Annotated in this window: 22 protein-coding genes and 3 tRNA genes; 7 read left to right on the top strand and 18 right to left on the bottom strand. The window is 60.6% G+C overall.

Features of this window, described 5'->3' with window-relative positions; all coding sequences use genetic code 11:
• From yjjJ to QOL81_RS13480, 14 genes are all read right to left on the bottom strand, one after another.
• Complete coding sequence (yjjJ, locus tag QOL81_RS13545) at positions 1-1,344, bottom strand: type II toxin-antitoxin system HipA family toxin YjjJ (RefSeq protein ID WP_060422325.1); 1,344 nt, start codon at positions 1,342-1,344, stop codon at positions 1-3.
• Between the two features lie 137 nt (positions 1,345-1,481).
• Positions 1,482-2,213, bottom strand: a complete 732-nt coding sequence (gene deoD / locus QOL81_RS13540; protein ID WP_004933059.1) for a purine-nucleoside phosphorylase — start codon at positions 2,211-2,213, stop codon at positions 1,482-1,484.
• A 166-nt stretch (positions 2,214-2,379) separates the two neighbouring features.
• Complete coding sequence (deoB, locus tag QOL81_RS13535) at positions 2,380-3,603, bottom strand: phosphopentomutase (RefSeq protein ID WP_049198074.1); 1,224 nt, start codon at positions 3,601-3,603, stop codon at positions 2,380-2,382.
• 70 nt (positions 3,604-3,673) lie between these two features.
• Entirely contained in the window at positions 3,674-4,996 is a 1,323-nt protein-coding gene (deoA, locus tag QOL81_RS13530; RefSeq protein ID WP_019454991.1) for a thymidine phosphorylase, read from the bottom strand.
• A 66-nt stretch (positions 4,997-5,062) separates the two neighbouring features.
• Positions 5,063-5,842 carry a deoxyribose-phosphate aldolase gene (gene deoC / locus QOL81_RS13525; RefSeq protein WP_283439887.1) on the bottom strand — a complete coding sequence of 260 codons (780 nt, stop codon included), beginning with the start codon at positions 5,840-5,842 and terminating at the stop codon, positions 5,063-5,065.
• Between the two features lie 370 nt (positions 5,843-6,212).
• A complete protein-coding gene (locus QOL81_RS13520) occupies positions 6,213-7,490 on the bottom strand; it encodes a NupC/NupG family nucleoside CNT transporter (protein ID WP_055312699.1) in 1,278 nt (425 codons plus the stop codon).
• A gap of 184 nt (positions 7,491-7,674) precedes the next feature.
• Positions 7,675-8,457, bottom strand: a complete 783-nt coding sequence (locus tag QOL81_RS13515; RefSeq protein ID WP_142109244.1) for a TatD family hydrolase — start codon at positions 8,455-8,457, stop codon at positions 7,675-7,677.
• Complete coding sequence (locus QOL81_RS13510) at positions 8,454-9,572, bottom strand: patatin-like phospholipase family protein (RefSeq protein ID WP_060422316.1); 1,119 nt, start codon at positions 9,570-9,572, stop codon at positions 8,454-8,456. Before QOL81_RS13510 ends, QOL81_RS13515 begins: the two co-directional genes overlap by 4 nt.
• A gap of 10 nt (positions 9,573-9,582) precedes the next feature.
• Positions 9,583-9,768, bottom strand: coding sequence for a CsbD family protein (locus QOL81_RS13505; protein WP_060422311.1), 186 nt, complete (start codon positions 9,766-9,768; stop codon positions 9,583-9,585).
• Positions 9,769-9,836: 68 nt separating this feature from the next.
• Positions 9,837-9,998, bottom strand: a complete 162-nt coding sequence (locus QOL81_RS13500; RefSeq protein WP_004857650.1) for a DUF1328 domain-containing protein — start codon at positions 9,996-9,998, stop codon at positions 9,837-9,839.
• Positions 9,999-10,159: 161 nt separating this feature from the next.
• Positions 10,160-10,774 carry a molecular chaperone OsmY gene (osmY, locus tag QOL81_RS13495; protein ID WP_060440799.1) on the bottom strand — a complete coding sequence of 205 codons (615 nt, stop codon included), beginning with the start codon at positions 10,772-10,774 and terminating at the stop codon, positions 10,160-10,162.
• 517 nt (positions 10,775-11,291) lie between these two features.
• On the bottom strand, positions 11,292-12,881 hold the full coding sequence (prfC, locus tag QOL81_RS13490) for a peptide chain release factor 3 (RefSeq protein ID WP_038878480.1): 1,590 nt from the start codon (positions 12,879-12,881) through the stop codon (positions 11,292-11,294).
• 151 nt (positions 12,882-13,032) lie between these two features.
• Positions 13,033-13,476, bottom strand: a complete 444-nt coding sequence (gene rimI / locus QOL81_RS13485) for a ribosomal protein S18-alanine N-acetyltransferase (RefSeq protein ID WP_060422302.1) — start codon at positions 13,474-13,476, stop codon at positions 13,033-13,035.
• A complete protein-coding gene (locus QOL81_RS13480; RefSeq protein ID WP_283439886.1) occupies positions 13,421-13,858 on the bottom strand; it encodes a DNA polymerase III subunit psi in 438 nt (145 codons plus the stop codon). The genes rimI and QOL81_RS13480 overlap by 56 nt, the downstream gene beginning before the upstream one ends.
• A gap of 146 nt (positions 13,859-14,004) precedes the next feature.
• Here QOL81_RS13480 and rsmC point away from each other — a divergent pair, with 146 nt between their 5' ends.
• Complete coding sequence (rsmC, locus tag QOL81_RS13475) at positions 14,005-15,045, top strand: 16S rRNA (guanine(1207)-N(2))-methyltransferase RsmC (RefSeq protein WP_049198058.1); 1,041 nt, start codon at positions 14,005-14,007, stop codon at positions 15,043-15,045.
• 50 nt (positions 15,046-15,095) lie between these two features.
• Here rsmC and QOL81_RS13470 read toward each other — a convergent pair whose 3' ends face one another.
• Complete coding sequence (locus QOL81_RS13470) at positions 15,096-16,088, bottom strand: aldo/keto reductase (RefSeq protein WP_049272812.1); 993 nt, start codon at positions 16,086-16,088, stop codon at positions 15,096-15,098.
• 118 nt (positions 16,089-16,206) lie between these two features.
• Here QOL81_RS13470 and QOL81_RS13465 point away from each other — a divergent pair, with 118 nt between their 5' ends.
• From QOL81_RS13465 to QOL81_RS13450, 4 genes are all read left to right on the top strand, one after another.
• On the top strand, positions 16,207-17,151 hold the full coding sequence (locus tag QOL81_RS13465) for a LysR family transcriptional regulator (protein ID WP_102985477.1): 945 nt from the start codon (positions 16,207-16,209) through the stop codon (positions 17,149-17,151).
• Positions 17,152-17,223: 72 nt separating this feature from the next.
• A tRNA-Leu gene (locus QOL81_RS13460) sits at positions 17,224-17,310 on the top strand.
• Between the two features lie 36 nt (positions 17,311-17,346).
• A tRNA-Leu gene (locus QOL81_RS13455) sits at positions 17,347-17,433 on the top strand.
• 42 nt (positions 17,434-17,475) lie between these two features.
• Positions 17,476-17,562: transfer RNA gene (locus QOL81_RS13450), tRNA-Leu, on the top strand.
• Positions 17,563-17,650: 88 nt separating this feature from the next.
• On the opposite strand, the gene QOL81_RS13445 is transcribed toward QOL81_RS13450, so the two are convergent.
• Positions 17,651-17,935, bottom strand: a complete 285-nt coding sequence (locus QOL81_RS13445; RefSeq protein WP_048233751.1) for a DUF1435 domain-containing protein — start codon at positions 17,933-17,935, stop codon at positions 17,651-17,653.
• A gap of 261 nt (positions 17,936-18,196) precedes the next feature.
• Between QOL81_RS13445 and QOL81_RS13440 the strand changes: the two genes are divergently transcribed.
• On the top strand, positions 18,197-19,282 hold the full coding sequence (locus QOL81_RS13440; protein WP_060422291.1) for a GGDEF domain-containing protein: 1,086 nt from the start codon (positions 18,197-18,199) through the stop codon (positions 19,280-19,282).
• A gap of 13 nt (positions 19,283-19,295) precedes the next feature.
• Here QOL81_RS13440 and QOL81_RS13435 read toward each other — a convergent pair whose 3' ends face one another.
• Positions 19,296-19,892, bottom strand: coding sequence for a TetR/AcrR family transcriptional regulator (locus tag QOL81_RS13435; protein ID WP_060422288.1), 597 nt, complete (start codon positions 19,890-19,892; stop codon positions 19,296-19,298).
• A 136-nt stretch (positions 19,893-20,028) separates the two neighbouring features.
• Between QOL81_RS13435 and QOL81_RS13430 the strand changes: the two genes are divergently transcribed.
• The gene (locus tag QOL81_RS13430) at positions 20,029-21,225 is read left to right on the top strand and encodes an MFS transporter (RefSeq protein WP_060422285.1); all 1,197 of its coding nucleotides are present in this window, start codon (positions 20,029-20,031) and stop codon (positions 21,223-21,225) included.
• Between the two features lie 10 nt (positions 21,226-21,235).
• Here QOL81_RS13430 and QOL81_RS13425 read toward each other — a convergent pair whose 3' ends face one another.
• Positions 21,236-22,147, bottom strand: coding sequence for a LysR family transcriptional regulator (locus QOL81_RS13425; protein ID WP_349361517.1), 912 nt, complete (start codon positions 22,145-22,147; stop codon positions 21,236-21,238).
• Positions 22,148-22,181: the final 34 nt, after the last annotated feature.

Here is a 22,181-nt window from a genome sequence, read left to right as displayed (position 1 = left end):
TCAGGCCAGGTGCTGAATGCGTTCGTGCAGCTTCTGCAGTTGCGCCAGCATTTGCTCGGCAATCGCGCGGAAGGCATCGCTGATGTCGTCATGTTGCGCCGTTCGCCGCCAGAACTCGAGAGCCAATAGCTCAGCTTGCCGCCAGACAGCACCGCCCACCTCATTGCTCAAACGGATCTCCACCGCGTCATGGCGCAGATTGCCGCTGCTTGCCGGGGCAAAAGCCATCGGCAGCATATCGTACAAAGGCGCCAACATGACCGGCCGCTGGGTTATTCGCAAGAACGACAGGTTGCCTTGGTGCATATCACTGTTGGCGATCAACCGGCCAAAGGCCCAATACAGGGCAATCCGTTGGTAGACTGAGTGATTGATCACCCCTTGCTGCAATAGCCGCTCGGCGGCCACGACCCAGTTGGCGTGGCCGCTGCCGCTGAACTCAGCATCCAGTGCCTCCAGCGACACCATCGCTACCCGCCCTTCTTCACCGATGCGATCAAAGCGCTCAATCTCTAAAAAACATTGCCGGTCGGCGCCGAACAGGATTTGCGCCGATGCGGCAGGCAATCCCGCAGCGGCGACCGTCTGCAACGCCAGCGACTCGGCGATCAGCAAATCGCTCCAGCGCTGTGCAATGACATGCGTCGGCGCCAGGCTGAACTTCACCAACACATGCGCACGGCGCCCAGGCGCCAGCTCAGTATAGGCGGCAAATTTGGGTTGCTCGCCACCGGCGGAAGAGCCCACCAGTTCCCCGGCCAGCGCCTGGACAGACAATGCGGCGTAACGCTCGGTTTTATCTTCCACCGTGATGGCGACGGCAGTGTCCCGCATTAACCAACGCTGATAGCTGTCGGCACCAGGCAGCAGATCGCCGGTCATGTCTTCGCCATAACGGCAGAGCGCCAACAAGCGTTGGCCTTCATCCCATCGCCGCACATCCTCCGGCAAATTCAACTCGCGCGCCGCTGCTTTTCCCCAGGCTCGCCCGAGAAAGCCAATCGGCCGTAGGTCGTTCAAATACCATGGTATGCCGTCATAGAGCTGCCACTCTCCGCTGCGCTCATCGCACACCGCACAGTTATCGGCAGGATACAGCGGGCAAAGTGTGGCAAACAGGTGCGCCTTACCCCGTTCATCAACCCGATACAGCGGAAACTGCCTCTCACCGCCGATCCCGCGCCGCAATACATAGCGCGTCGCCTTACCTTTACCGAGGATCAATACTGCGCCCGCCAGTTCGCGGATACGGCGCGATAGCGTCGGCTGGCTGATGCCTAACGCTTCTGTCAGTTGACGAGCCGTAGCTGGCCCATGACGCAAAACTTGTTCAACGGTGATCATCAGATGAATAGATTGGTGAATAGATTGATAGAGGAAGTAATAGCGTTAAACGGCAGAAAGGTAAAGCGTTAGCCAAAACTGGCCAAGCGGAATGAATAGATTGACGGGCGGGCGCCATGATGACGCCCGCCGGCGTATTACGCTTTGTCGCCCAGCAGCACGGATTCCAGCGCGATAACGATCATTTCGTTAAAGGTGGTCTGGCGTTCCGCCGCCGTGGTCGCTTCGTGACGCAGGATGTGGTCGGACACGGTGCAGATGGTCAGCGCCTTGCAGCCGAACTCTTCGTACAGCTCCGCCGCCACGCCGTAGATACCGGCCGCTTCCATTTCCACGCCCAGGATGCCGTACTTCTTCATCACCTGGAACATGTCCGGATCCGGCGTGTAGAACAGATCGGCGGAGAAGATGTTGCCCACGCGCGCCGGGATGCCCTGCGCCGCCGCCGCGTCGACCGCGTTGCGCACCATGTCGAAGTCGGCGATCGCCGCGTAGTCGTTGTCCTTGAAGCGCAGACGGTTCACCTTGGAGTCGGTGCACGCGCCCATGCCGATCACCACGTCACGCAGTTTGATATCGTCACGCACCGCGCCGCAGGAACCCACGCGAATGATCTTCTTCACGCCGAATTCGGCGATCAGCTCGCGCGCATAGATGGAGCAGGACGGGATGCCCATGCCGTGGCCCATTACGGAGATGCGGCGGCCTTTGTAGGTGCCGGTGAAGCCCAACATGCCGCGCACGTTGTTCACTTCCACCGCGCCTTCCAGGAAGGTTTCGGCGATGTATTTTGCACGCAGCGGATCGCCCGGCATCAGTACTACGTCAGCGAAATCACCCATCTCAGCATTAATGTGCGGCGTAGCCATAATTTTCTTCCTTTAGAAATCTTATTTAATAAAAACGTCAAACATCTAAGCCTTGAATGTCGAGTTGCAGCTAGGCAGCTAGCGGGTGAATCCCCAGGAGCTTACTTGAGTAAGTGACTGGGGTTCACGCGTGAAGCTAACAACGCTGCGGCTTGAAAGACAGGGCTTAGAACATGCTCTTACCGTAATCCATCGGCGACAGGCCAAAGTAATTGGCGACGGTCTGGCCGATGTCGGCAAAGGTCTCGCGGTGGCCCAGCGAGCCCGGCTTCACTTTCGGGCCGTAAACCAGCACCGGGATGTGCTCGCGGGTGTGGTCGGTGCCCGGCCAGGTCGGGTCGCAGCCGTGGTCGGCGGTGAAGATGATGATGTCTTCGTCTTTCACCAGCTTCAGCAGCTCCGGCAGGCGGCGGTCGAACAGCTCCAGCGCGGCGGCGTAGCCCGCCACGTCGCGGCGGTGGCCATAGGAGGAGTCGAAGTCCACGAAGTTGGTGAACACGATGGTGTTATCGCCGGCCTTTTCCATTTCGATCAGGGTCGCGTCGAACAGCGCGTCGATGCCGGTCGCCTTCACCTTCTTGGTGATGCCGACGTTGGCGTAGATGTCGGCGATTTTACCGATCGACACCACTTCACCGCCTTTCTCGTCCACCAGCTTTTTCAGCACGGTCGGCGCCGGCGGCTCTACCGCCAGATCGTGACGGTTGCCGGTGCGCTGGAAGTGGCCCGGCTTATCGCCGACGAACGGACGCGCGATCACGCGGCCGATGTTGTAGCCGCCTTCGGTCAACTCTTCACGCGCGATTTCGCACAGCTCATACAGGCGATCCAGGCCGAAGGTTTCTTCATGGCAGGCGATCTGGAACACCGAGTCGGCGGAGGTGTAGAAAATCGGCTTGCCGGTTTTCATGTGCTCTTCGCCCAGCTGATCGAGGATCACGGTGCCGGACGAGTGGCAGTTGCCCAGGTAACCCGGCAGCTTGGCGCGCTCGACCAGCTTGTCCAGCAGTGCCTGCGGGAAGCTGTTGTGCTCGTCCGTGAAGTAGCCCCAGTCGAACAGCACCGGCACACCGGCGATTTCCCAGTGGCCCGACGGCGTGTCTTTACCGGAAGAGAGCTCGCTGGCGTAAGCGTAAGCGCCGATGATGTCGGCGTTGCGGTCCAGCCCCTGCGGGAAGTTGCCGGTGGACTCTTCCGCCGCTTTACCGAGGCCCAGACGGCTCAGGTTAGGCAGCGTCAGCGGCCCCTGGCGGCCCACGTTGGCCTCACCGCGCGCGCAAACCTCGGCGATGTGGCCCAGGGTGTCGGAACCCTGGTCGCCAAAACGTTCGGCGTCTTCGCTGGCGCCGATGCCGAAGGAGTCCAATACCATAATAAATGTGCGTTTCATCTGTGCTCTCCTGCGTGTTCTCACGCTTTGGACGGCCGCGAAAAAGCCGCGGCCGTTCCTGATTCTTGGGTTATTCCGTGATGCGCTTATACACCACCGGCGTCGCTTCCGGCGCCTTGTCGCTCAGCGTCATTGCGCTGCGCACCGCATCGGCCGCCTGCTGCCAGCTCTCTTCATCGTTGGCGTGGATCATCGCCAACGGCTGCTGGGCATCCACTTTATCACCCAGGCGCGCCACTTCGGTCAGCCCAACGCTGTAGTCGATGGCGTCGCTCGCCCGGCGACGGCCGCCGCCCAGCGAAACCACCGCCATGCCCAGCGCGCGGGTATCCATGGCGCTGATGATGCCCGGCTTTTCAGCATACACCGGCTTGCTCAGCGTTGCCGCCGGCAGATAGCTATCGTAGCGTTCGACGAAGTCTATCGGCCCCTGCTGCGCCGCCACCATGCGGCCAAACACCTCCGCCGCCTTGCCGTTGTCCAGCACCGCCTGCAGTTTGGCGCGCGCGTCGGCCTCGTCTTGCGCCAGGCCGCCGGACAGCAGCATTTCCACGCACAGCGCCAGCGTCACTTCCAGCAGGCGCGGGTTGCGGTATTCGCCGGTCAGGAAGCGCACCGCTTCGCGCACTTCCACCGCGTTGCCGGCGCTGGAGGCCAGCACCTGGTTCATGTCAGTCAGCAGCGCGGTGGTCTTGCAGCCCGCGCCGTTGGCCACGCCGACGATCGCCTGCGCCAAATCTTGCGACAGCGCATAGGTCGGCATAAAGGCGCCGGAGCCGACCTTCACGTCCATCACCAGCGCATCCAGCCCTTCCGCCAGCTTCTTGGCCAGAATGGAGGCGGTGATCAGCGGGATCGAATCCACGGTAGCGGTAATGTCGCGGGTGGCGTAGAAACGTTTGTCCGCCGGCGCCAGCGAGCTGGTCTGGCCGATGATCGCCACGCCGACGTCCTGAATGATTTTGCGGAAGGCGTTATCGTCCGGGAAAATATTGAAGCCCGGAATGGCTTCCAGCTTGTCCAGCGTGCCGCCGGTATGCCCCAGGCCGCGGCCGGAGATCATCGGCACATAGCCGCCGCAGGCCGCCACCATCGGGCCAAGCATCAGCGAGGTCACGTCGCCCACGCCGCCGGTCGAATGCTTGTCGACGATCGGGCCGTTCAGCGCCAGACTCTTCCAATCCAGCACGGTGCCGGAATCGCGCATCGCCATGGTAAGCGCCACGCGCTCCGGCATGCTCATGTCATGGAAATAAATGGTCATCGCCAGCGCGGCGATCTGCCCTTCCGACACCACGTTGTCGCGAATGCCGTTGATGAAAAAGCGGATTTCCGCTTCGCTTAACGGCTGGCCGTCGCGTTTTTTACGAATAATTTCTTGAGCCAGGAACAAAGCATCCCCCTGTGTCGCCGAGAGTCGGTGCAGACGGGCGCGCCTGGCGCCCGCCAACGAAATCGATCAGTAGCCGCCGCCGGCGGTCTGGGTCTGGTGGCCCAGCGCGGTCAGCAAGCTGGCCAGCAGGCTGGAAGCGCCAAAGCGGAAATGCCGCGCATCGGCCCAGCCTTCGCCCAGAATACGATCGGCAAGTTGCAGATAATGCAGCGCATCCTCTGCGGTGCGCACGCCGCCGGCCGGCTTGAAGCCCACCGTCTTCGCCACGCCCAGATCGCGGATCACCGACATCATCAGCTCGGCGCTTTCCAGCGTGGCGTTGACCGGCACCTTGCCGGTGGAGGTCTTGATAAAGTCCGCCCCGGCCTTGATGGCGATCTCGGACGCCTTGCGGATCAGGTCGGCCTGCTTCAGCTCACCGGTTTCGATAATCACTTTCAGCAGCACGTTGGCCGCCTGACAAGCCTGCTTGCACTGTTTCACCAGCTCGAAGCCGACCTGTTCGTTGCCGGCGAGCAGCGCGCGGTAAGGGAACACCACGTCCACTTCATCCGCGCCATAGGCGATGGCCGCGCGGGTTTCCGCCAGCGCGATGTCGATATCGTCGTTGCCATGCGGGAAATTGGTCACGGTGGCGATACGGATATCCGGCGTGCCTTGCTCACGCAGCGCCTTGCGCGCTACCGGGATAAAACGCGGGTAGATGCAGATGGCCGCCGTGTGGCCGGCCGGGCTGTTGGCCTGACGACAGAGGGCGATCACTTTCTCGTCGGTGTCATCATCATTCAGCGTGGTTAAATCCATCAGGTTCAGCGCACGTTGCGCTGCTGCGGTTAATTCGGTCATAAAACTCTCCAACTGAGTACCTGGGTGTTGGCGAGCGGACTTGGTTCCATGAAGATAGCGCAGGGGAACGGCGTTCCCGCGGCGGCAACTGAGATCCTTCTCACCGCACATGGCCACCCGCCTTGCGGCCGGCCAGTAATAGCTATTTGAACACGAATGCCAAGGGCGATTCGCGTTCATCGTCACACTATATGAAATAGCACTGTAACAGACCGGAATTATATGTGAAGAGCATCACAAAATAACGCGATATCGTTCACAAATTCGCTAAAGAAGCGGCTGAAGATCGCGGGTGCGGCAAGCACCCGCGTTGCTTAGAGTATAGGCCGAGTCCCGCGATCGGTCGCGCCGTCGCGGGCTCCGGGATGGCTTACAGCGCCAGGAAGAAACCGGCGATGGTGGCGCTCATCAGGTTGGACAGCGTGCCCGCCGCCACGGCCTTCAGACCGAAACGCGCGATGTCGTGGCGACGGTTAGGCGCCATGCTGCCCAGACCGCCCAGCAGGATCGCCACCGAGGAGAGGTTGGCGAAGCCGCACAGCGCGAAGGAGATGATCGCCTTGGTGTGGGTCGACAGCACCTGCAGGCCTTCCGCCGCCACCACGTCGTCCGGACGCAGATAGGCGCCGAAGTTCATGTAGGCGACGAACTCGTTGACGATGATCTTCTGGCCGATAAACGAACCGGCGGTCATCGCCTCGCTCCACGGCACGCCGATCAGGAAGGCGATCGGCGAGAACACCCAGCCGAGGATCAGTTCAAGCGACAGCTGCGGATAATCGAACCAGCCGCCGATACCGCCGAGAATGCCGTTAAGCAAGGCGATCAGCGCGATAAACGCCAGCAGCATCGCACCGACGTTCAGCGCCAGCTGCATGCCGGAAGCCGCGCCGGAAGCCGCCGCGTCGATCACGTTGGCCGGACGATCTTCTTCGGCGATCAGCTTCATCGCATCGTCTTTATCGTGGGTCTGCTCGGTTTCCGGCACCATCAGCTTGGCGAACAGCAGCCCGCCCGGCGCGGCCATGAAGGACGCGGCGATCAGGTATTCCAGCGGCACGCCCATCTGCGCGTACCCTGCCAGCACCGAACCGGCTACCGAGGCCAGGCCGCCGCACATCACGGCGAACAGCTCTGACTGGCTCATGGTGGCGATATACGGGCGCACCACCAGCGGCGCTTCGGTCTGGCCAACGAAAATGTTGGCGGTCGCCGACAGCGATTCGGTGCGCGAGGTGCCCAGCAGCTTGTGCAGGCCGCCGCCCAGCACGCGGATCACCAACTGCATGATGCCGAGGTAGTACAGCACCGCAATCAGCGAGGAGAAGAACACGATCACCGGCAGAACGCGCAGCGCGAACACGAAGCCGCCGCCGCCGAACACCTCGAACATCTTGTCGGACACCAGTCCGCCGAAAATGAACGAAATGCCCTGATTGCCGTAGGCGATAACGTTTGCCACGCCGTTAGACATACTGCCGAGGATGCTGCGGCCCAGCGGCACGTACAGCACCAGCGCGCCGATGCCGATCTGGATGATGAACGCCCATACGACGGTGCGCAGTTTAATGGCCCGGCGGTTGCTGGAGAGCAGCACCGCAATGGCGATCAGCACCGCCATACCGACCAGACTCATGATGAGTTGCATGCAAAGTTTCCCTGTTGCAAAAAATAAAGTACATCCCTGCTCATGAAGAGAGGTCTGCTATTGGAGTGTTTCGGGGGGGATTATACTGAGCGAGGTCACCCTCGCACCGATTTATGTCACAAATGTATACAACGAGACGCAAATGAAAATCTTATAACGTGACGCAAGTCACGTTATAAACCCATCAATCCGGCATGGCGAACAGTGCCTGAGTATTGCGTTGCAGGTGGGCGGCGATCTCGTCGGCCGGTTCCGGCCGCAGCTCGCACAGCGTTTGAAACACCTCGGCGGCGCGTTCGGGGCGATTCGGCTGCCCCTGATAGCCGGCCAGCGGCATGTCCGGCGCATCGGTCTCCAGCAGCAGCGCCTCGAGCGGCAGCTGCGCCATCACGCCGCGCGTTTTCTGCGCCCGCTCATAGGTGATGGTGCCGCCCACGCCGATGTAATAGCCGAGGCGGATAAAGGCCTGCGCCTGCGACAGGCTGCCGGCGAAGCCGTGCACCACGCCGCGACGCGGCAACTGCATGCGCCGCAGCGCCGCGGCCAGCTGATCGTGGGTGCGGCGCGAATGGAGGATCACCGGCAGGTCATGCTGTTTCGCCAGCTTCAACTGGGCCAGCAGCACGCTTTGCTGGCGCTCGAACTGCGGGTTGTCCATATACAGATCGAGCCCGATCTCCCCCACCGCCACCAGCTTGCGCGGCCGTTCGGCCAGCAGCGTTGCCAGCTGCTCCAACTGCGGCTCATGATGCTGCGCGATATACAGCGGGTGCAGCCCCAGCGCGGCGAACAGCGGCGCATGATCTTGCGCCAGTCGCAGCACCCGGGCAAAGCGATCGGCGGTGACCGTCGGGACGATGATGCGCTGCACGCCGGCGCTTGCCGCCCGCGTCAGGCTCTCGGCCTCATGCCCGGTAAAGGGCGGAAAATCGAAATGGCAGTGAGTATCGGTAAAGGCGTAACTCACAGCGCCCCCCCTTCACCCGGCGGCAAATCACCCGGCAGAATGATCTTCGGCGCCGCTACCGCGGCCTCCGGCTGCGCGCCCAGCTCGGACGGCATGACGATATCGGTCACGATCGGCGAAGGCATTCTGACGTTCTCCGGCTGGATCAGGCGGCGCGACAGCGCTTTTTTCACCTTCATGCCGTCCGGCTCCGGCTGCGCCATCCACTGGCCGACGGTGGCCAGGAAGTAACGGCCGCAGCGGCGCCCCAGGTGATAATCCTGATTGAGCGACCCCAGTCGGCTGCCCAGCGCATTGCTGGCCAGCGGCTTCGGCGGAAAGATTTCGAAGATGCGCAGCTTGCCCGGCGGCTTCTCGATAAAGCGCTGGATGCGGTGATAGCTTTGCTCATGATGCTGCAGGATACGCACCATCTGCTGCAGGCTGCTGTCGCTCAGCCAGTGCTCCATGCGCTTCATCCACTGCGGGGTGTAGTACATCTGCGAGGGCACGGTGCGGATCACCACGATGGTGTCGGCGCCGCGACGATAGGCCTCTTCCACCGGGATCGCATCGCTGATGCCGCCGTCCTGATAGCTGACGCCGTCCAGCTCCACGCCCTGGCGATAAAAACCGGGAATGGCGCTGGACGCCTTGATGGCCGGCAGCCAGCGTTCGCGCTGCGCCGGCAGGTAGGTCGGCTCAAAGTCATCGCTGCGGCAGGCGCACAGCAGGAACTCGCGCCCGTCGGTAAAGTGCTGTTCCGCCACGTCCATCGCCAACGGCATCTGCGCCGCCGCCGTATCGACCAGCCAATCGAGATCGATCAGATGCCCGCCGCGCACGAAGCGCAGCGGATTGAAGAACTGGGCCGAGGTGGTGTAGCGGGTGATCACCCGACGCGCGTAGCCCACCTGCCCGCAGATATAGGCGGACAGATTCTGGGCGCCGGCCGACGTGCCGATCAGCAGATCGAAAGGGTTAAAGCCCGCACGCTGAAACTCGTCCAGCACGCCGGCGGTGAAAATGCCGCGCTGGCCGCCGCCTTCGCAGACCAGCGCCATCTTGCCTGGCCGAAAGGGTTTAGACGCCAGCGGTTCTATATTGCCGAGCGTGATGGGTATTCTGTATCCCAACTTGGCATCCTCAGTGAGACGTTTTCTCCGAGGATACCGCGTCTCGCTCTCTTCCGTAATCCTCTTGCAGTACGCCAGCGAGGAAATCGTTGCTGCCGGCCAGCCAGGCATAATCGCTGCCTGACCATTCTGCCCACGCCTGCCATACCTGGCCTTTCAGCTGTTTCCAGCGCCCGACGATGATGTCGCTGTTCATGGCCGGCCCTCCCCGACGTGAGAAAAGGAGTTAAGCTTTGTTACAGTTTACGGGAAAATGCCCGCCGGCTAAGGGCGACGGCGGCCGGTGAACAGGCTGACCAGGAACAGGATGATGCCGACAACGAACACGATTTTAGCCGCCCAGGCAGCGGTGCCCGCCAACGAACCGAACCCCAGCGCCGCAGCGATAAGCGCGATGACTAAAAAGATAATGCCCCAACGAAACATAAGCTTCTCCTTACCATTGTGAAAAAATTCGCTGCCATCTACCACCCCGACAACGGGACGTCGACGGCAAATCAGTTTCTTTTTTTGGTGTTACATGCCGGGCCGCCTTCACGGCCCGACAGATGCGGCTTGTTGTTGCTTGTTACGGGCGCCTGGCGGAATTACTGCTTGACCACCAGGTCGTTTTTCACGCTTTTCACGCCGTCGATGGCCTTGGCGATGCTTTCCGCACGCTCAGACTGCGCCTGCGTTTTCACCTCACCGGAAAGCTGCACCACACCATCGGTGGTTTCCACTTTCACATTGCGCGACGGCACAATGTCATCGGCCAACAGCTTGGCTTTCAGCTCGCTGGTAGTGGCGGTGTCGCCGGCATACGATTTGATCGACTGGTTGGCTTCATCTTTCACGTGCAGCTTGTCGCTGACGGTCTTGACGCCTTCCACCTTGCCGGCGACCGCGACCGCATGCTCCGCCTGCGCCTGGCTGCCGACGAACCCGCTCAGGGTCACGGTGCCTTTTTCGGTTTTTACCGAAATGTCAGAACTTTTGATGGTCTTATCTTCCACCAACGCACTTTTAACTTTAGCCGTTATCGCGCTGTCATCCATGTAACCGTCAACTTTTTTCATGGAGCTATCGATTTTGGCACCGGCACTATCCGCGGCGTTAGACGCCTTGTTGAGCAGACTGTCTTCGGCCAGCGCACTGCCGCTTACCAAAGCAGAACCCAATACGACAGCCATCAGCGAGTGTGCAAATTTGGTCTTTTTCATCGATCTCTTCCTTTTGTTGGGGGCTCTCGACGCCAAAGCGCCGGAACCCTGCGGCCACCTTCACGCGGCCTTCTCGGTAAATACTTCATCATCGCTATACGATTAAGCGTTCACGACAGGAGTGTTGCAACGGCCGTGCCAACTCAAAAAACACCTTAAAAATCAAAGAAAAAAATTCAGAAGTCGAATTTTTAGCCAAAAAACTGTCGTCTATTGGCGACAGGCTAAGTTACACAAAACTGAAATATAGCTATCTCATTGATATTTAAAGACACTAACTGTCTCCTATCGGCAACACATCAGAATAACTCACCAAACAAATAGCATATTACAGTGATTTACTCTCAAGCAATGTGCGGACATCTCGTTAAAGATAGACCATCAGACGGAAAACGCAGGCCAAACGAACATCGCCTGGCGATAGCGGTTCGCAGGATAAAATATGAGGAAGATTTATTAATTAGCGCAGTGAGGATAGGAAAAGCGTGCAGGGCGCACTGGGCGCCCTGCCGAGCGATCAGTGTTCGCGGGTTTTGCGGAAGGTCACGTCAGGATAGCGTTCCTGCGTCAGGTTGAGGTTCACCATGGTCGGCGCGATGTAGGACAGGTTGTCCCCGCCGTCCAGCGCCAGGTTGATCTCGTTTTTGCGCTTGAACTCTTCGAACTTCTTCACGTCGTCGCACTCGACCCAGCGCGCGGTCGACACGTTGACCGATTCGTACAGCGCTTCCACGTTGTACTCGCTCTTCAAACGCGCCACCACCACGTCGAACTGCAGCACACCGACCGCGCCGACGATCAGATCGTTGTTGGCGATCGGACGGAACACCTGTACTGCGCCCTCTTCGGACAGCTGCACCAGTCCCTTCAGCAGCTGTTTCTGCTTCAGCGGATCGCGCAGGCGAATGCGGCGGAACAGCTCCGGCGCGAAGTTCGGAATACCGGTGAACTTCATGTCTTCACCCTGGGTGAAGGTATCGCCGATCTGAATGGTGCCGTGGTTGTGCAGGCCGATGATGTCGCCCGGGTAGGCTTCTTCCACGTGCGAACGGTCGCCGGCCATAAAGGTCAGCGCGTCGGAGATCACCACGTCTTTGCCGGTGCGCACCTGGCGCAGCTTCATGCCCTTCTCGTAGCGGCCGGACACCACGCGCATGAAGGCCACGCGGTCGCGGTGTTTCGGATCCATGTTGGCCTGGATCTTGAAGACGAAGCCGGTGAATTTCTCCTCCGCCGCCGTCACTTCGCGGGTGTCGGTTTTGCGCGGCATCGGCGCCGGCGCCCAGGCCACCAGACCGTCCAGCATGTGATCCACGCCGAAGTTACCGAGTGCGGTACCGAAGAACACCGGGGTCAGCTCGCCGCTCAGGAAAGCCTCCTGATCGAACTCGTGGGAAGCGCCTTGCACCAGCTCCAGCTCATCGCGCAGCTGCGCCGCCAGATCTTCGCCCACCGCCGCATCCAGCTCCGGGTTGTCCAGGCCTTTGACGATGCGCACTTCCTGGATGGTGTGGCCTTTACCGGTCTGATACAGGTAGGTTTCATCCTTGTACAGGTGGTAAACGCCCTTGAACAGCTTGCCGCAGCCGATCGGCCAGGTGATAGGCGAGCAGGCGATCTTCAGTTCGCGCTCGACTTCATCCATCACTTCCATCGGATCGCGGATGTCGCGGTCCAGTTTGTTCATGAAGGTCAGGATCGGCGTGTCGCGCAGACGGGTGACTTCCATCAGCTTACGGGTACGATCCTCAACGCCCTTGGCGGCGTCGATCACCATCAGACAGCAGTCGACGGCGGTCAGGGTACGGTAAGTATCTTCAGAGAAGTCTTCGTGCCCCGGGGTATCCAGCAGGTTAACCAGGCTGTCGCGGTACGGGAACTGCATCACGGAGGTGGTGATCGAGATCCCACGCTGCTTTTCCATTTCCATCCAGTCGGATTTGGCGTGCTGGCTGGAGCCACGGCCTTTTACCGTACCGGCGGTCTGGATCGCCTGTCCGAACAGCAGCACTTTTTCGGTAATGGTGGTTTTACCGGCATCGGGGTGCGAGATGATGGCGAAAGTTCTTCTTTTGGAGACTTCGCGGGCAAATTCACTAGGAGACATGGTTTTCAGGTTCTACGGTTAGTCCGCCCTGCGACATCATCAGAACGCGCCGATCGCGGCGCCGGGCAAAGCGGTGAATAAAAGATAACAGCCGGGCATTTTCGCCGATTTGCCAACCGGTGACAATCAATGCTTTTACCGGCCGGGCGGATTACGCCAGCGGCAGCGCCATCACGATCGCGTCTTCGCGGCCGTGGGCGCTCGGGTAATAATTGCGGCGCACGGTGACCTCGTTGAAACCGAGATCTTCATACAGTGCGATCGCCGCCTGGTTGGAGGCACGCACCTCCAGCCACAGCGTCACCACGCCACGGCTCTCCAGCTGTTCGATCACCGCGTTGAGCAGCAGGCGGCCAAAGCCCCGGCGCTGCCACCGCGGATGAATGGCGATGTTGAACAGCGTGGCTTCGTCCAGCACGATCTGCGTGATGGCGAATCCCGCCATTTCCCCATCGGCGTTCAGCTTCAGGTTAAGGTAGCGATCGCCCTGATTGCTGGCGAAGGTGGTTTCCGTCCAGGGGAAAGCGTGGCTGGCTTGCTCAATGGTGAAGGCCGTGGCCAGGTCGGCCGCCGTCAGGGTAGAAATCGTGTTCATGATGACAAATCTGCTGCCAGAGGGCGCGTTTGGCCCCCGCGTCTTGGGAAAGCTCGGCCAGCGCCGGGCTGTATAGCTGCGCGCCGGCGACCGCAAGCGGTTCCGCCACGCCCAGCCGCCAACTGTTGCATGCGGTCTCTTCAGGCAGCATCGCCGCCTGTTCCGGCGTCAGGCTGTAGGTTTGCGCCGGCGTCAGCCCCAGGCTGAGCAGCACGTCGCAAAACAGCGGATCGTCGGGCGCGGGCAGCGTCTGCGCCACCACCAGCAGGCGCGCCTCGGGCGGCAGACTGACCGCCACTTCGCCCTGCAACACGCTCGGGCGGCGCAATGTCCACTGCGTAATACCCAGTTGTTGTAACAGCCAGTCGCGTTTTGATGCCATGCCGATTCCTACCCGTTGTGGTGCGCCATGCCTGCCATGCGCCGCGCTATGCTAACAAACCCGCGCAGCCCGCGCCAACAAACCCGTCGAACATATCGCCACAAAGCTCTATAATCCCCGGTCTCATTTCCAGGAGCCAATATCTGATGTCTGCATTAACCCCCGCCAGTGAAGTCATGCTGCGCCACAGTGATGAATTTATCGAACGCCGCGTGCTGTTTGCCGGCGACCTGCAGGACAGCCTGCCGGCCCAATTCGAGGCCGCGGACGTGCGCGTCCACACTCAGCAATACCATCACTGGCAGTTACTGAACCGGACGATGGGCGATAACGTGCAGTTCGGTTTGACCGTCGATCCCGCTTTCGTCGCCGACTGCGACACGCTGGTTTACTACTGGCCGAAGAGCAAGCAGGAAGCGCAATTCCAGCTGTGCAACATCCTGGCGCTGCTGCCGGTGGGCGTAGACGTGTTCGTGGTCGGTGAAAACCGCAGCGGCGTGCGCAGCGCCGAGCCAACGCTGGAAGGCCACGTTGCACTGGTGAAAATCGACAGCGCGCGCCGCTGCGGCCTGTATCACGGCCGCCTGGACGCGCAGACCGAATTCGACCTGAACGACTGGTGGGACAGCTATCAGCTGCACGATCTGGAAGTGAAAACGCTGCCGGGCGTGTTCAGCCGCGACGGCCTGGACGTCGGCAGCTCACTGCTGCTGTCGACGCTGGAAAAACACATGAAAGGCAAGGTGCTGGACATCGGCTGCGGCGCCGGCGTGATGGCCTCGGTGATGGCCAAGCTGTCGCCGAAGGTGAAACTGACCCTCAGCGACGTCAACGCCGCCGCGGTGGAATCCAGCCGCGCGACGCTGGCCGCCAACGGCATCGAAGGCGAAGTGATCGTCAGCAACGTTTACTCCGACATCACCGGCCGTTTCGACATGATCATCTCCAACCCGCCGTTCCACGACGGGCTGCAGACCAGCCTGACCGCCGCCGAAACCCTGATCCGCGGCGCGGTGAAACACCTGCCGATCGGCGGCCAGCTGCGCATCGTCGCCAACGCCTTCCTGCCGTACCCGGACATTCTGGACGCCACCTTCGGCAGCCACGAAGTGCTGGCGCAGAACGGCCGCTTCAAGGTGTATCAGGCCACCGTCGGCCGCCCACCGCGCGCGCCGAAGAAGAAATAATTCGCCGTTGGCGGAAAACGACAGAGCGCGGCCTGAGGCCGCGCTTTTTTTTAGCCGTTGATATAGGCCATCGACTCGGCGCCGTAGCGATCGCCGGCCGCTGCACTCAGCGGAAACACCGCTTCGATCGCCGCCAGTTCGGCCGCGCTCAGCGTTATCTCCGCCGCCGCGACGTTCTCTTCCAGATAGCGACGGCGTTTGGTGCCGGGGATCGGCACGATGTGCTCGCCCTGCGCCAACACCCAGGCCAGCGCCAGCTGTGAAGGCTTGACGCCCTTCTGCGCCGCCAGCTCACCCACCTTCTCCACCAGCGCCAGGTTGCGGGCGAAGTTTTCGCCCTGGAAGCGCGGGTTGCCGCGGCGGAAATCGTCCTCGGCCAGATCCTCCGGCCGCCGGATAGCGCCGGTAAGGAAACCGCGCCCTAACGGGCTGTAAGGCACAAAGCCGATCCCCAGGCGCTCACAGGCGGCCAGCACGCCCTGTTCAGCATCGCGCGTCCACAGCGAATACTCGGTCTGCAACGCCGTGATCGGATGCACCTTGTGCGCCCGCTCCAGCGTGGCGACCGACGCCTCGCTCAGGCCGATATGGCGGATCTTGCCTTCGCGGATCAGATCCGCCATCGTGCCGACGACGTCTTCGATCGGCACCTGCGGATCGACCCGATGCTGATAATAAAGATCGATCTCCTCTACGCCCAAGCGCCGCAGGCTGCCTTCCACCGAGCGCCGGATATACTCGGGCCGGCTGCTGACGCCGCGCGCCGAAGGATCCGCCGGATCGCGCAGGATGCCGAACTTGGTAGCCAGGAACACCTGTTGCCGTTTGCCCTTGATCGCTTCCCCCACCAACTCTTCGTTGGTGTGCGGGCCATACATGTCGGCGGTGTCGAGCAGCGTGACGCCCAGCTCCAGCGCCCGGTGCAGCGTGGCGATGGCCTCCTGCCGATCGGCGCCGGTGGAGTAGAAGTCGCTCATGCCCATGCATCCCAGCCCCAGGGCGGAGACGACGGGACCGTGGGAACCCAGTTTACGTTGTTGCATTGTGCAGCCCTCATGCGATGAACGGATAACGCAGCAAAGTCTGGTTGTTTACGCTACAAAGATAAATAATGCAGATCGCACATCACTGTTCAAAAATCACCAACAATCCGGAGTGGACATGGATCAGGTTCAAGCCATGCGCATTTTTACCCGCATCGTCGAACTGGGCAGCTTCAGCCGGGCGGCCGAGCGCCTGCAGCTGCCGCGCGCCACGGTCAGCAACGCGCTGAAACGGCTGGAGCAGCGGCTGGGCGTGCGCCTGCTGATCCGCACCACCCGCCAGGTACAGGTGACCAGCGAAGGCAGCCTTTACTATCAACGCTGCGTACAGCTGCTGGGGGCGCTTGAGGAAGCGGACACGCTGTTCAGCCACCATAAGCTGCAGCCATCCGGCAAGGTGCGTATCGACATGCCCCATTCGCTGGCGCGCCAGATCGTCATTCCGGCGCTGGGCGACTTTTACCGGCGCTATCCCGACATCACGCTGGCGCTGGGTGCCAACGACACCCACGTCGATCTGTTGCGCGAAGGCGTAGACTGCGTGCTGCGCGCCTGGGAAACCGAAGACGACAGCCTGGTGGCGCGGCGCATCGCCCAGCTGCCGCAGATCACCTGCGCTTCCCCCGCTTACCTGCAGGCCAGCGGCACCCCGCTCGACATCGATAGCCTGGCGCCGCACCGCGCGGTAGGGTATTTTTCCCTGGCCAGCAACCGCGATTATCCGCTGGAATTCTGCCGTGGCGGCAAGGTGGAACTGCGCGAACTCCCTGCCCGGCTGAGCGTCAGCGGCGCCGACGCTTACATCGCCGGCGCGCGTGCCGGCATGGGGTTGATTCAGGCGGCGCGCTATTCACTTGCTTCCTGGCTGGAACGGGGCGAACTGGTGGAAGTGTTGGCGGACACGCCGCCTCCGCCGATGCCGATTTACATCATGTATCCGCCCGGCCGTTTCCTGGCGCCACGGGTCAGGGTGTTGATTGATTGGCTGATTTGGCTGTTTGACCAGCAGAAAAGCGGCGATATGGCTGTTTTTCCAGCAAACGCCCGCAAAGCGGGGAAATAACTGTTGACGTGCCCGCCAAAATCTCTAGAATTCGCCTCCGTGGTAACGTTACTCCGGTAATGTTTCTGGTACGCGAAGGTGGCGGAATTGGTAGACGCGCTAGCTTCAGGTGTTAGTGTCCTTACGGACGTGAGGGTTCAAGTCCCTCTCTTCGCACCAAATAACCACATGATTTATATTGCACTCAGCATCGATGCGAAGGTGGCGGAATTGGTAGACGCGCTAGCTTCAGGTGTTAGTGTTCTTACGGACGTGAGGGTTCAAGTCCCTCTCTTCGCACCAAGCTGGCGACGTAATATAAATCAAAGCAACAACATCGACTGTGCGAAGGTGGCGGAATTGGTAGACGCGCTAGCTTCAGGTGTTAGTGTCCTTACGGACGTGAGGGTTCAAGTCCCTCTCTTCGCACCAATTGATGATCTATCCGGTAGTTCCTTCGAAAAAATCCCAACGCATTGATGATAAACACGCCTAAGCGTGGTTTTGCCGTTTCCGGCGTTTACGCGAAGCTGAAGTTGAGGCTGATTGCCGCCAGGCCGCCCGCCAGCGCCATGCAGGAAGGCAGCAGCAGATAGTGACGCAGCCGGCTGTTGAACAGCATCACCAGCGTCGCCAGCATCGCTATCACAATCAGGGTGCGCAGCTGCATCATATTCAGATCGATCAAGGCCAGCAGCGGCATCAGCGCGCACGGCAGCAAAACGCCCCAGGCGCTGGCCAGGCGATCGCCGAGGCACCAGCTGACGCCCCACAGTCCACACGCGGCAATCATGGCGGTGAGCATGATAACCCCCCTTTAAGTGATAATGATAACCAATATCATATAACACTTTTTTGGCCGCCGCATCATTTTCACTGCGGTGACCAAACCCAGATGACACCAGCATGAAAAAATGATAATTTGACATAAGAAAATTCCTAGTCCTGTTTGCATGATAATAATCACAATCATCAACCATGCAACTTCCGTGGATATTTCGCGCCGAGGGAATGCTTCTCAACCTTAATTATTCGACAGAACGACTTTGCAAAGAGTGACCTCCGTATGAACGCCCGTTCTTATCAGGAATTACTGAACAGCAAGCAGCGCCTGGCATTATTTCTTTTTCTGGTGATGAATGCCGCCTCTTCCGTATTTACGTTATTGTTCCCTTTTAGGGATACGCCCTCATTTACCCTACCTTTATTATGTATACCGCTATTTTGTCTGGCGGCGGCGCTATTCTCCCTGCAAACGCCGCGGAAATACCTGTGCAAACTCAACCTGTTCGCCAGCTTGCTCGGCCTGCTGTGGGCCGCCCATATTTACGTTAAAAGTCAATATTGCCTACCGAATAACCAAGATTTTTTATTAATTAGTTTGTTCAGCATCTTTTTTATCAGCGCTATTTCTCTGACGGATAACTTTACCGCCTTTTGTTTACACGCTGTGCCTTCCGCAATGGTGATCCTGGCTTTAGACGGTATGCATAATACCCTGCGGATATTATTCACCACGCTATTACCTATTATCGCTTTCTCCATCCACCACCTGATGTTGAAACGCAGTGAAATCTTTACCCACGCGCTGGTGGCCAACCTGTATAACGAACGGGACAAATTCAATAATTTAAGCATGCTCGATCCCCTGACCGGTCTTTATAACCGCCGCGGGCTGGAGAATAAGATCAACATGCTGCTGGAACCGCAAACCGGCCGCCACTACGTGCTGCTGCTGGATATCGACCACTTCAAGGTCTACAACGACAGCTACGGCCACGCGATGGGCGACCGGGCGCTGGTGCAGGTGGCGATCGCCATCCGCGATGCGGTACGTTCACGCGACATCGTGGTGCGCTACGGCGGGGAAGAGTTTTTGGTGCTGCTGACCAACGTGCACGAAGGCTACGCGGCGCAGCTGGCCGAGCGGGTGCGCCAACGGGTGGCGGAACTGAACATCCCACACGGCGCCAGCCCGCAGCACAGCGGCACGCTGACGCTCAGCGCCGGCATCTCCGCGCTGGAAAAGCTGGACGTCGAATCGGCGATCGGCGCGGCCGACGCCGCGCTCTATCTGGCGAAGCACAGCGGCCGCAACAATATCCAGCTGGCGCAAAACGTCCAGCCCGCTCTGCTGCAGCCGCAGGAGTAAATACCCTGTCCGGTTAAGCGGCCGTTGGCCGCAAGCCGTTCAGCAACAGCGTCAAACCGGCCAACGCCTGCTCCAAAGCGATCTTCTCATCCTGCTGATTCGCGATCCAAAGCGCGGCATCCATCAGGCCGCCATTGATTAAATGCGCCAATACCTCAGGTGCGGTCGTCGCGATCGTCCGCTGTTCCATCAGCTTTTGCAGCATATTCGTCATGGAGGCGATACATTGTAACCGGCTAGCCTGAAGATGTTCCGCCCCCAATACAGAAGGTGAGTCACGCAATAAAATGCGCTGCACTTGCGGTTCAATCGTCATCGCCAGATAGGCGCGACAGCGCCCGGCAAAAGCGCTCCACTCGTCGGGCGCGTTGGCGGAAATTGCCGCCAGACGCGCATCCATCTCGGCGTCGATTTCTTGCACGACGGCCAAAAACAAACCTTTCTTGTCGCCAAAGTGGTGATAGAGCGCACCGCGCGTCATACCGGCTTGCGCGGTGAGTTCATCCATCACCGTCTCAGCATACCCCACGCTGCCAAACTGCTGACGGGCGGCCGCCACCAGTTTTTGTCGCGTTTCTTCAATCATTTCTGCGCGCGCTTTACGTGCCATGGGTCCACTCCGCCTCGTTATTGATGACGTTATAATTGACATACGCCATGTATGTCAATTAACTTAACATACGTGGCGTATGTCAATGATGGACATTGAGCGAATACCGAGCCGCCAACATTCCGGAGCCCTTTCCATGGCAAATCCTTATTTCAAACTGTTCAACGCCCCGGGCAGCAAGGCGTTTTCCTCTGCCGGGCTGATCGCGCGTCTGCCGGTCTCGATGACCGGTATCGGCATCATCACCATGCTCTCGCAGGTACGCGGCTCCTATTGGTTGGCGGGCGCGGTGGCGGCGACGTTCGCCTTTTCCATGGCGCTGCTTGCGCCGCAAATCGCGCGCGCGGCGGATCGTCACGGCCAAAGCCGCGTGTTGCCCTACGCCACCGGGGTCAGCACGATCGCCCTGCTGCTGCTGTTGCTCTGCACCCACTATCGGGCGCCGGACTGGACGCTGTTTGTCTTCGCCGCGCTCGCGGGCAGTATGCCCAGCATCTCTGCGATGGTCAGGGCCCGCTGGAGCGAAATTTATCGCAGCACGCCACAGCTGCACACGGCATTTTCATTCGAGTCCGTATTGGACGAGGTGGCCTTTATCGTCGGCCCACCGATCGCCGTGGGGCTTAGCGTTTCACTCTTCCCAGAGGCCGGCCCTCTGGTGGCCGCGCTGCTTCTGGTGGCGGGCGTTGCGGCATTCGCCTCGCAAAAAAGCACTCAGCCTCCGGTTTACGCCCACAATAACCAGCGGCAGCGCGCCATCCTGGCCATGCCGTCGATGCAGATCCTGGTGCTGGCGCTGATCGCTCTGGGTACCATCGTCGGCACCGTGGACGTTATCAGCGTGGCCTTCGCCGAGCAGCAAGGGCAGCCGGCCGCCGCCAGCATCGTGCTGTCGGTTTACGCGTTCGGCTCCTGCCTGGCCGGGCTGATTTTCGGCGCAATGAAGATCCCCGTCCCCTTGCCTCGTCTGTTCTTATACGCGGCATTCGCCACCGCCTTCACCACCCTGCCGCTGCTGTGGGTGCACAATGTCTTGACGCTGGCGGCGGCGATGTTTGTCGCGGGATTGTTTTTTGCGCCGACCATGATCGTTGCCATGGGGCTGGTTGAAAACATCGTGCCGCCCTCCAGACTGACGGAGGGGTTGACCTGGATGGTCACCGGCCTGGGGATAGGCGTGGCGCTCGGCGCCGCATTGGCGGGCCTGGCGATCGATGCCATAGGGATAACGGCCGGCTTCAGCGTCACGCTCACCGCCGGGCTGATCGTGCTGCTGGTGGCGGCAGGCGGCTACCGCTTAATGCGGCGAACGCTGGCCTTGAAAGCGGCGTGAATCGCCCGCGCTAAGCGGTTTCCCAAATCGCCCTGCCCTGCCAGCGCCGTTCGATCGCCGCCAGAAACAGTTTCACCTTGGGGGAGAGATGGCGTCGGCTGGGATAGACGGCGCAGATCGGCGGCCCCGGGCGACAATAGCGCTCCAGCACCGGCACCAGCGTGCCGGCCGCAATCTGCTCGCCGACCAGAAACGCCCCCACCTGGCACAGGCCGGCTCCGGCGACGGCCGTATCCCGCAAGGCTTCGACGTTGTTGAAACGCATCCGGCCACGCACCGGCTGTTCGTGCAGTTGGCCGTTGACCAAATAGCGCCAGGGCGCCGGCAGTCCCTGATGGCTGAAGACCAGCGTCTCGTGATCGCCCAACGCCTCCGGTTTTGCAGGCGTACCGTGCCGCGCCAGATAATCCGGCGCCGCGCAGGTGATCAGGCGATGCGGCGCGAGCACCCGCCGCACCAGCCGGCTGTCGTCGCTGCCGCCAACGCGGACAGCCACGTCGATGCCGTCGCGCACCAGATCGCTGTAATCGTCGGAGAAGCTGACGTCGGCGTCCACCTCCGGCCACTGCGCCAAAAACTCCCGCAGAATCGGCAGGATATGCAATCGCCCCAACGAGACCGGCAGATCCAGCCGCAGCCGCCCGCGCGGCGTTTGCCGCCGCGTATTCAGCGCCGTTTCCGCCTCTTCGGCCTGCGACAGGATGCGCTGCGCATACTCGTAAAACACCGCGCCGTCTTCGGTCAGGCTGACGCTGCGCGTGGTGCGCTGCAGCAGCCGAGTGGCCAATCGCTCCTCCAATCGGTTCACGCATTTGCCCGCCGCCGATCGGGAAATGCCCAGTCTCTCGGCCGCCAGCGTGAAGCTGCGGGCGTCGGCGACGCGAATGAACACCAGCAGGTCGGTCAGGTTATCCAACGGCATAGACGGTAAATTAGCCACGATTTATCCCCAATGT

Origin of the sequence: Serratia sp. CC22-02 (assembly GCF_900182895.1) — a bacterium.
GTDB lineage: Bacteria > Pseudomonadota > Gammaproteobacteria > Enterobacterales > Enterobacteriaceae > Serratia > Serratia nevei.
This window is presented reverse-complemented; position numbering and strand designations above follow the sequence as displayed.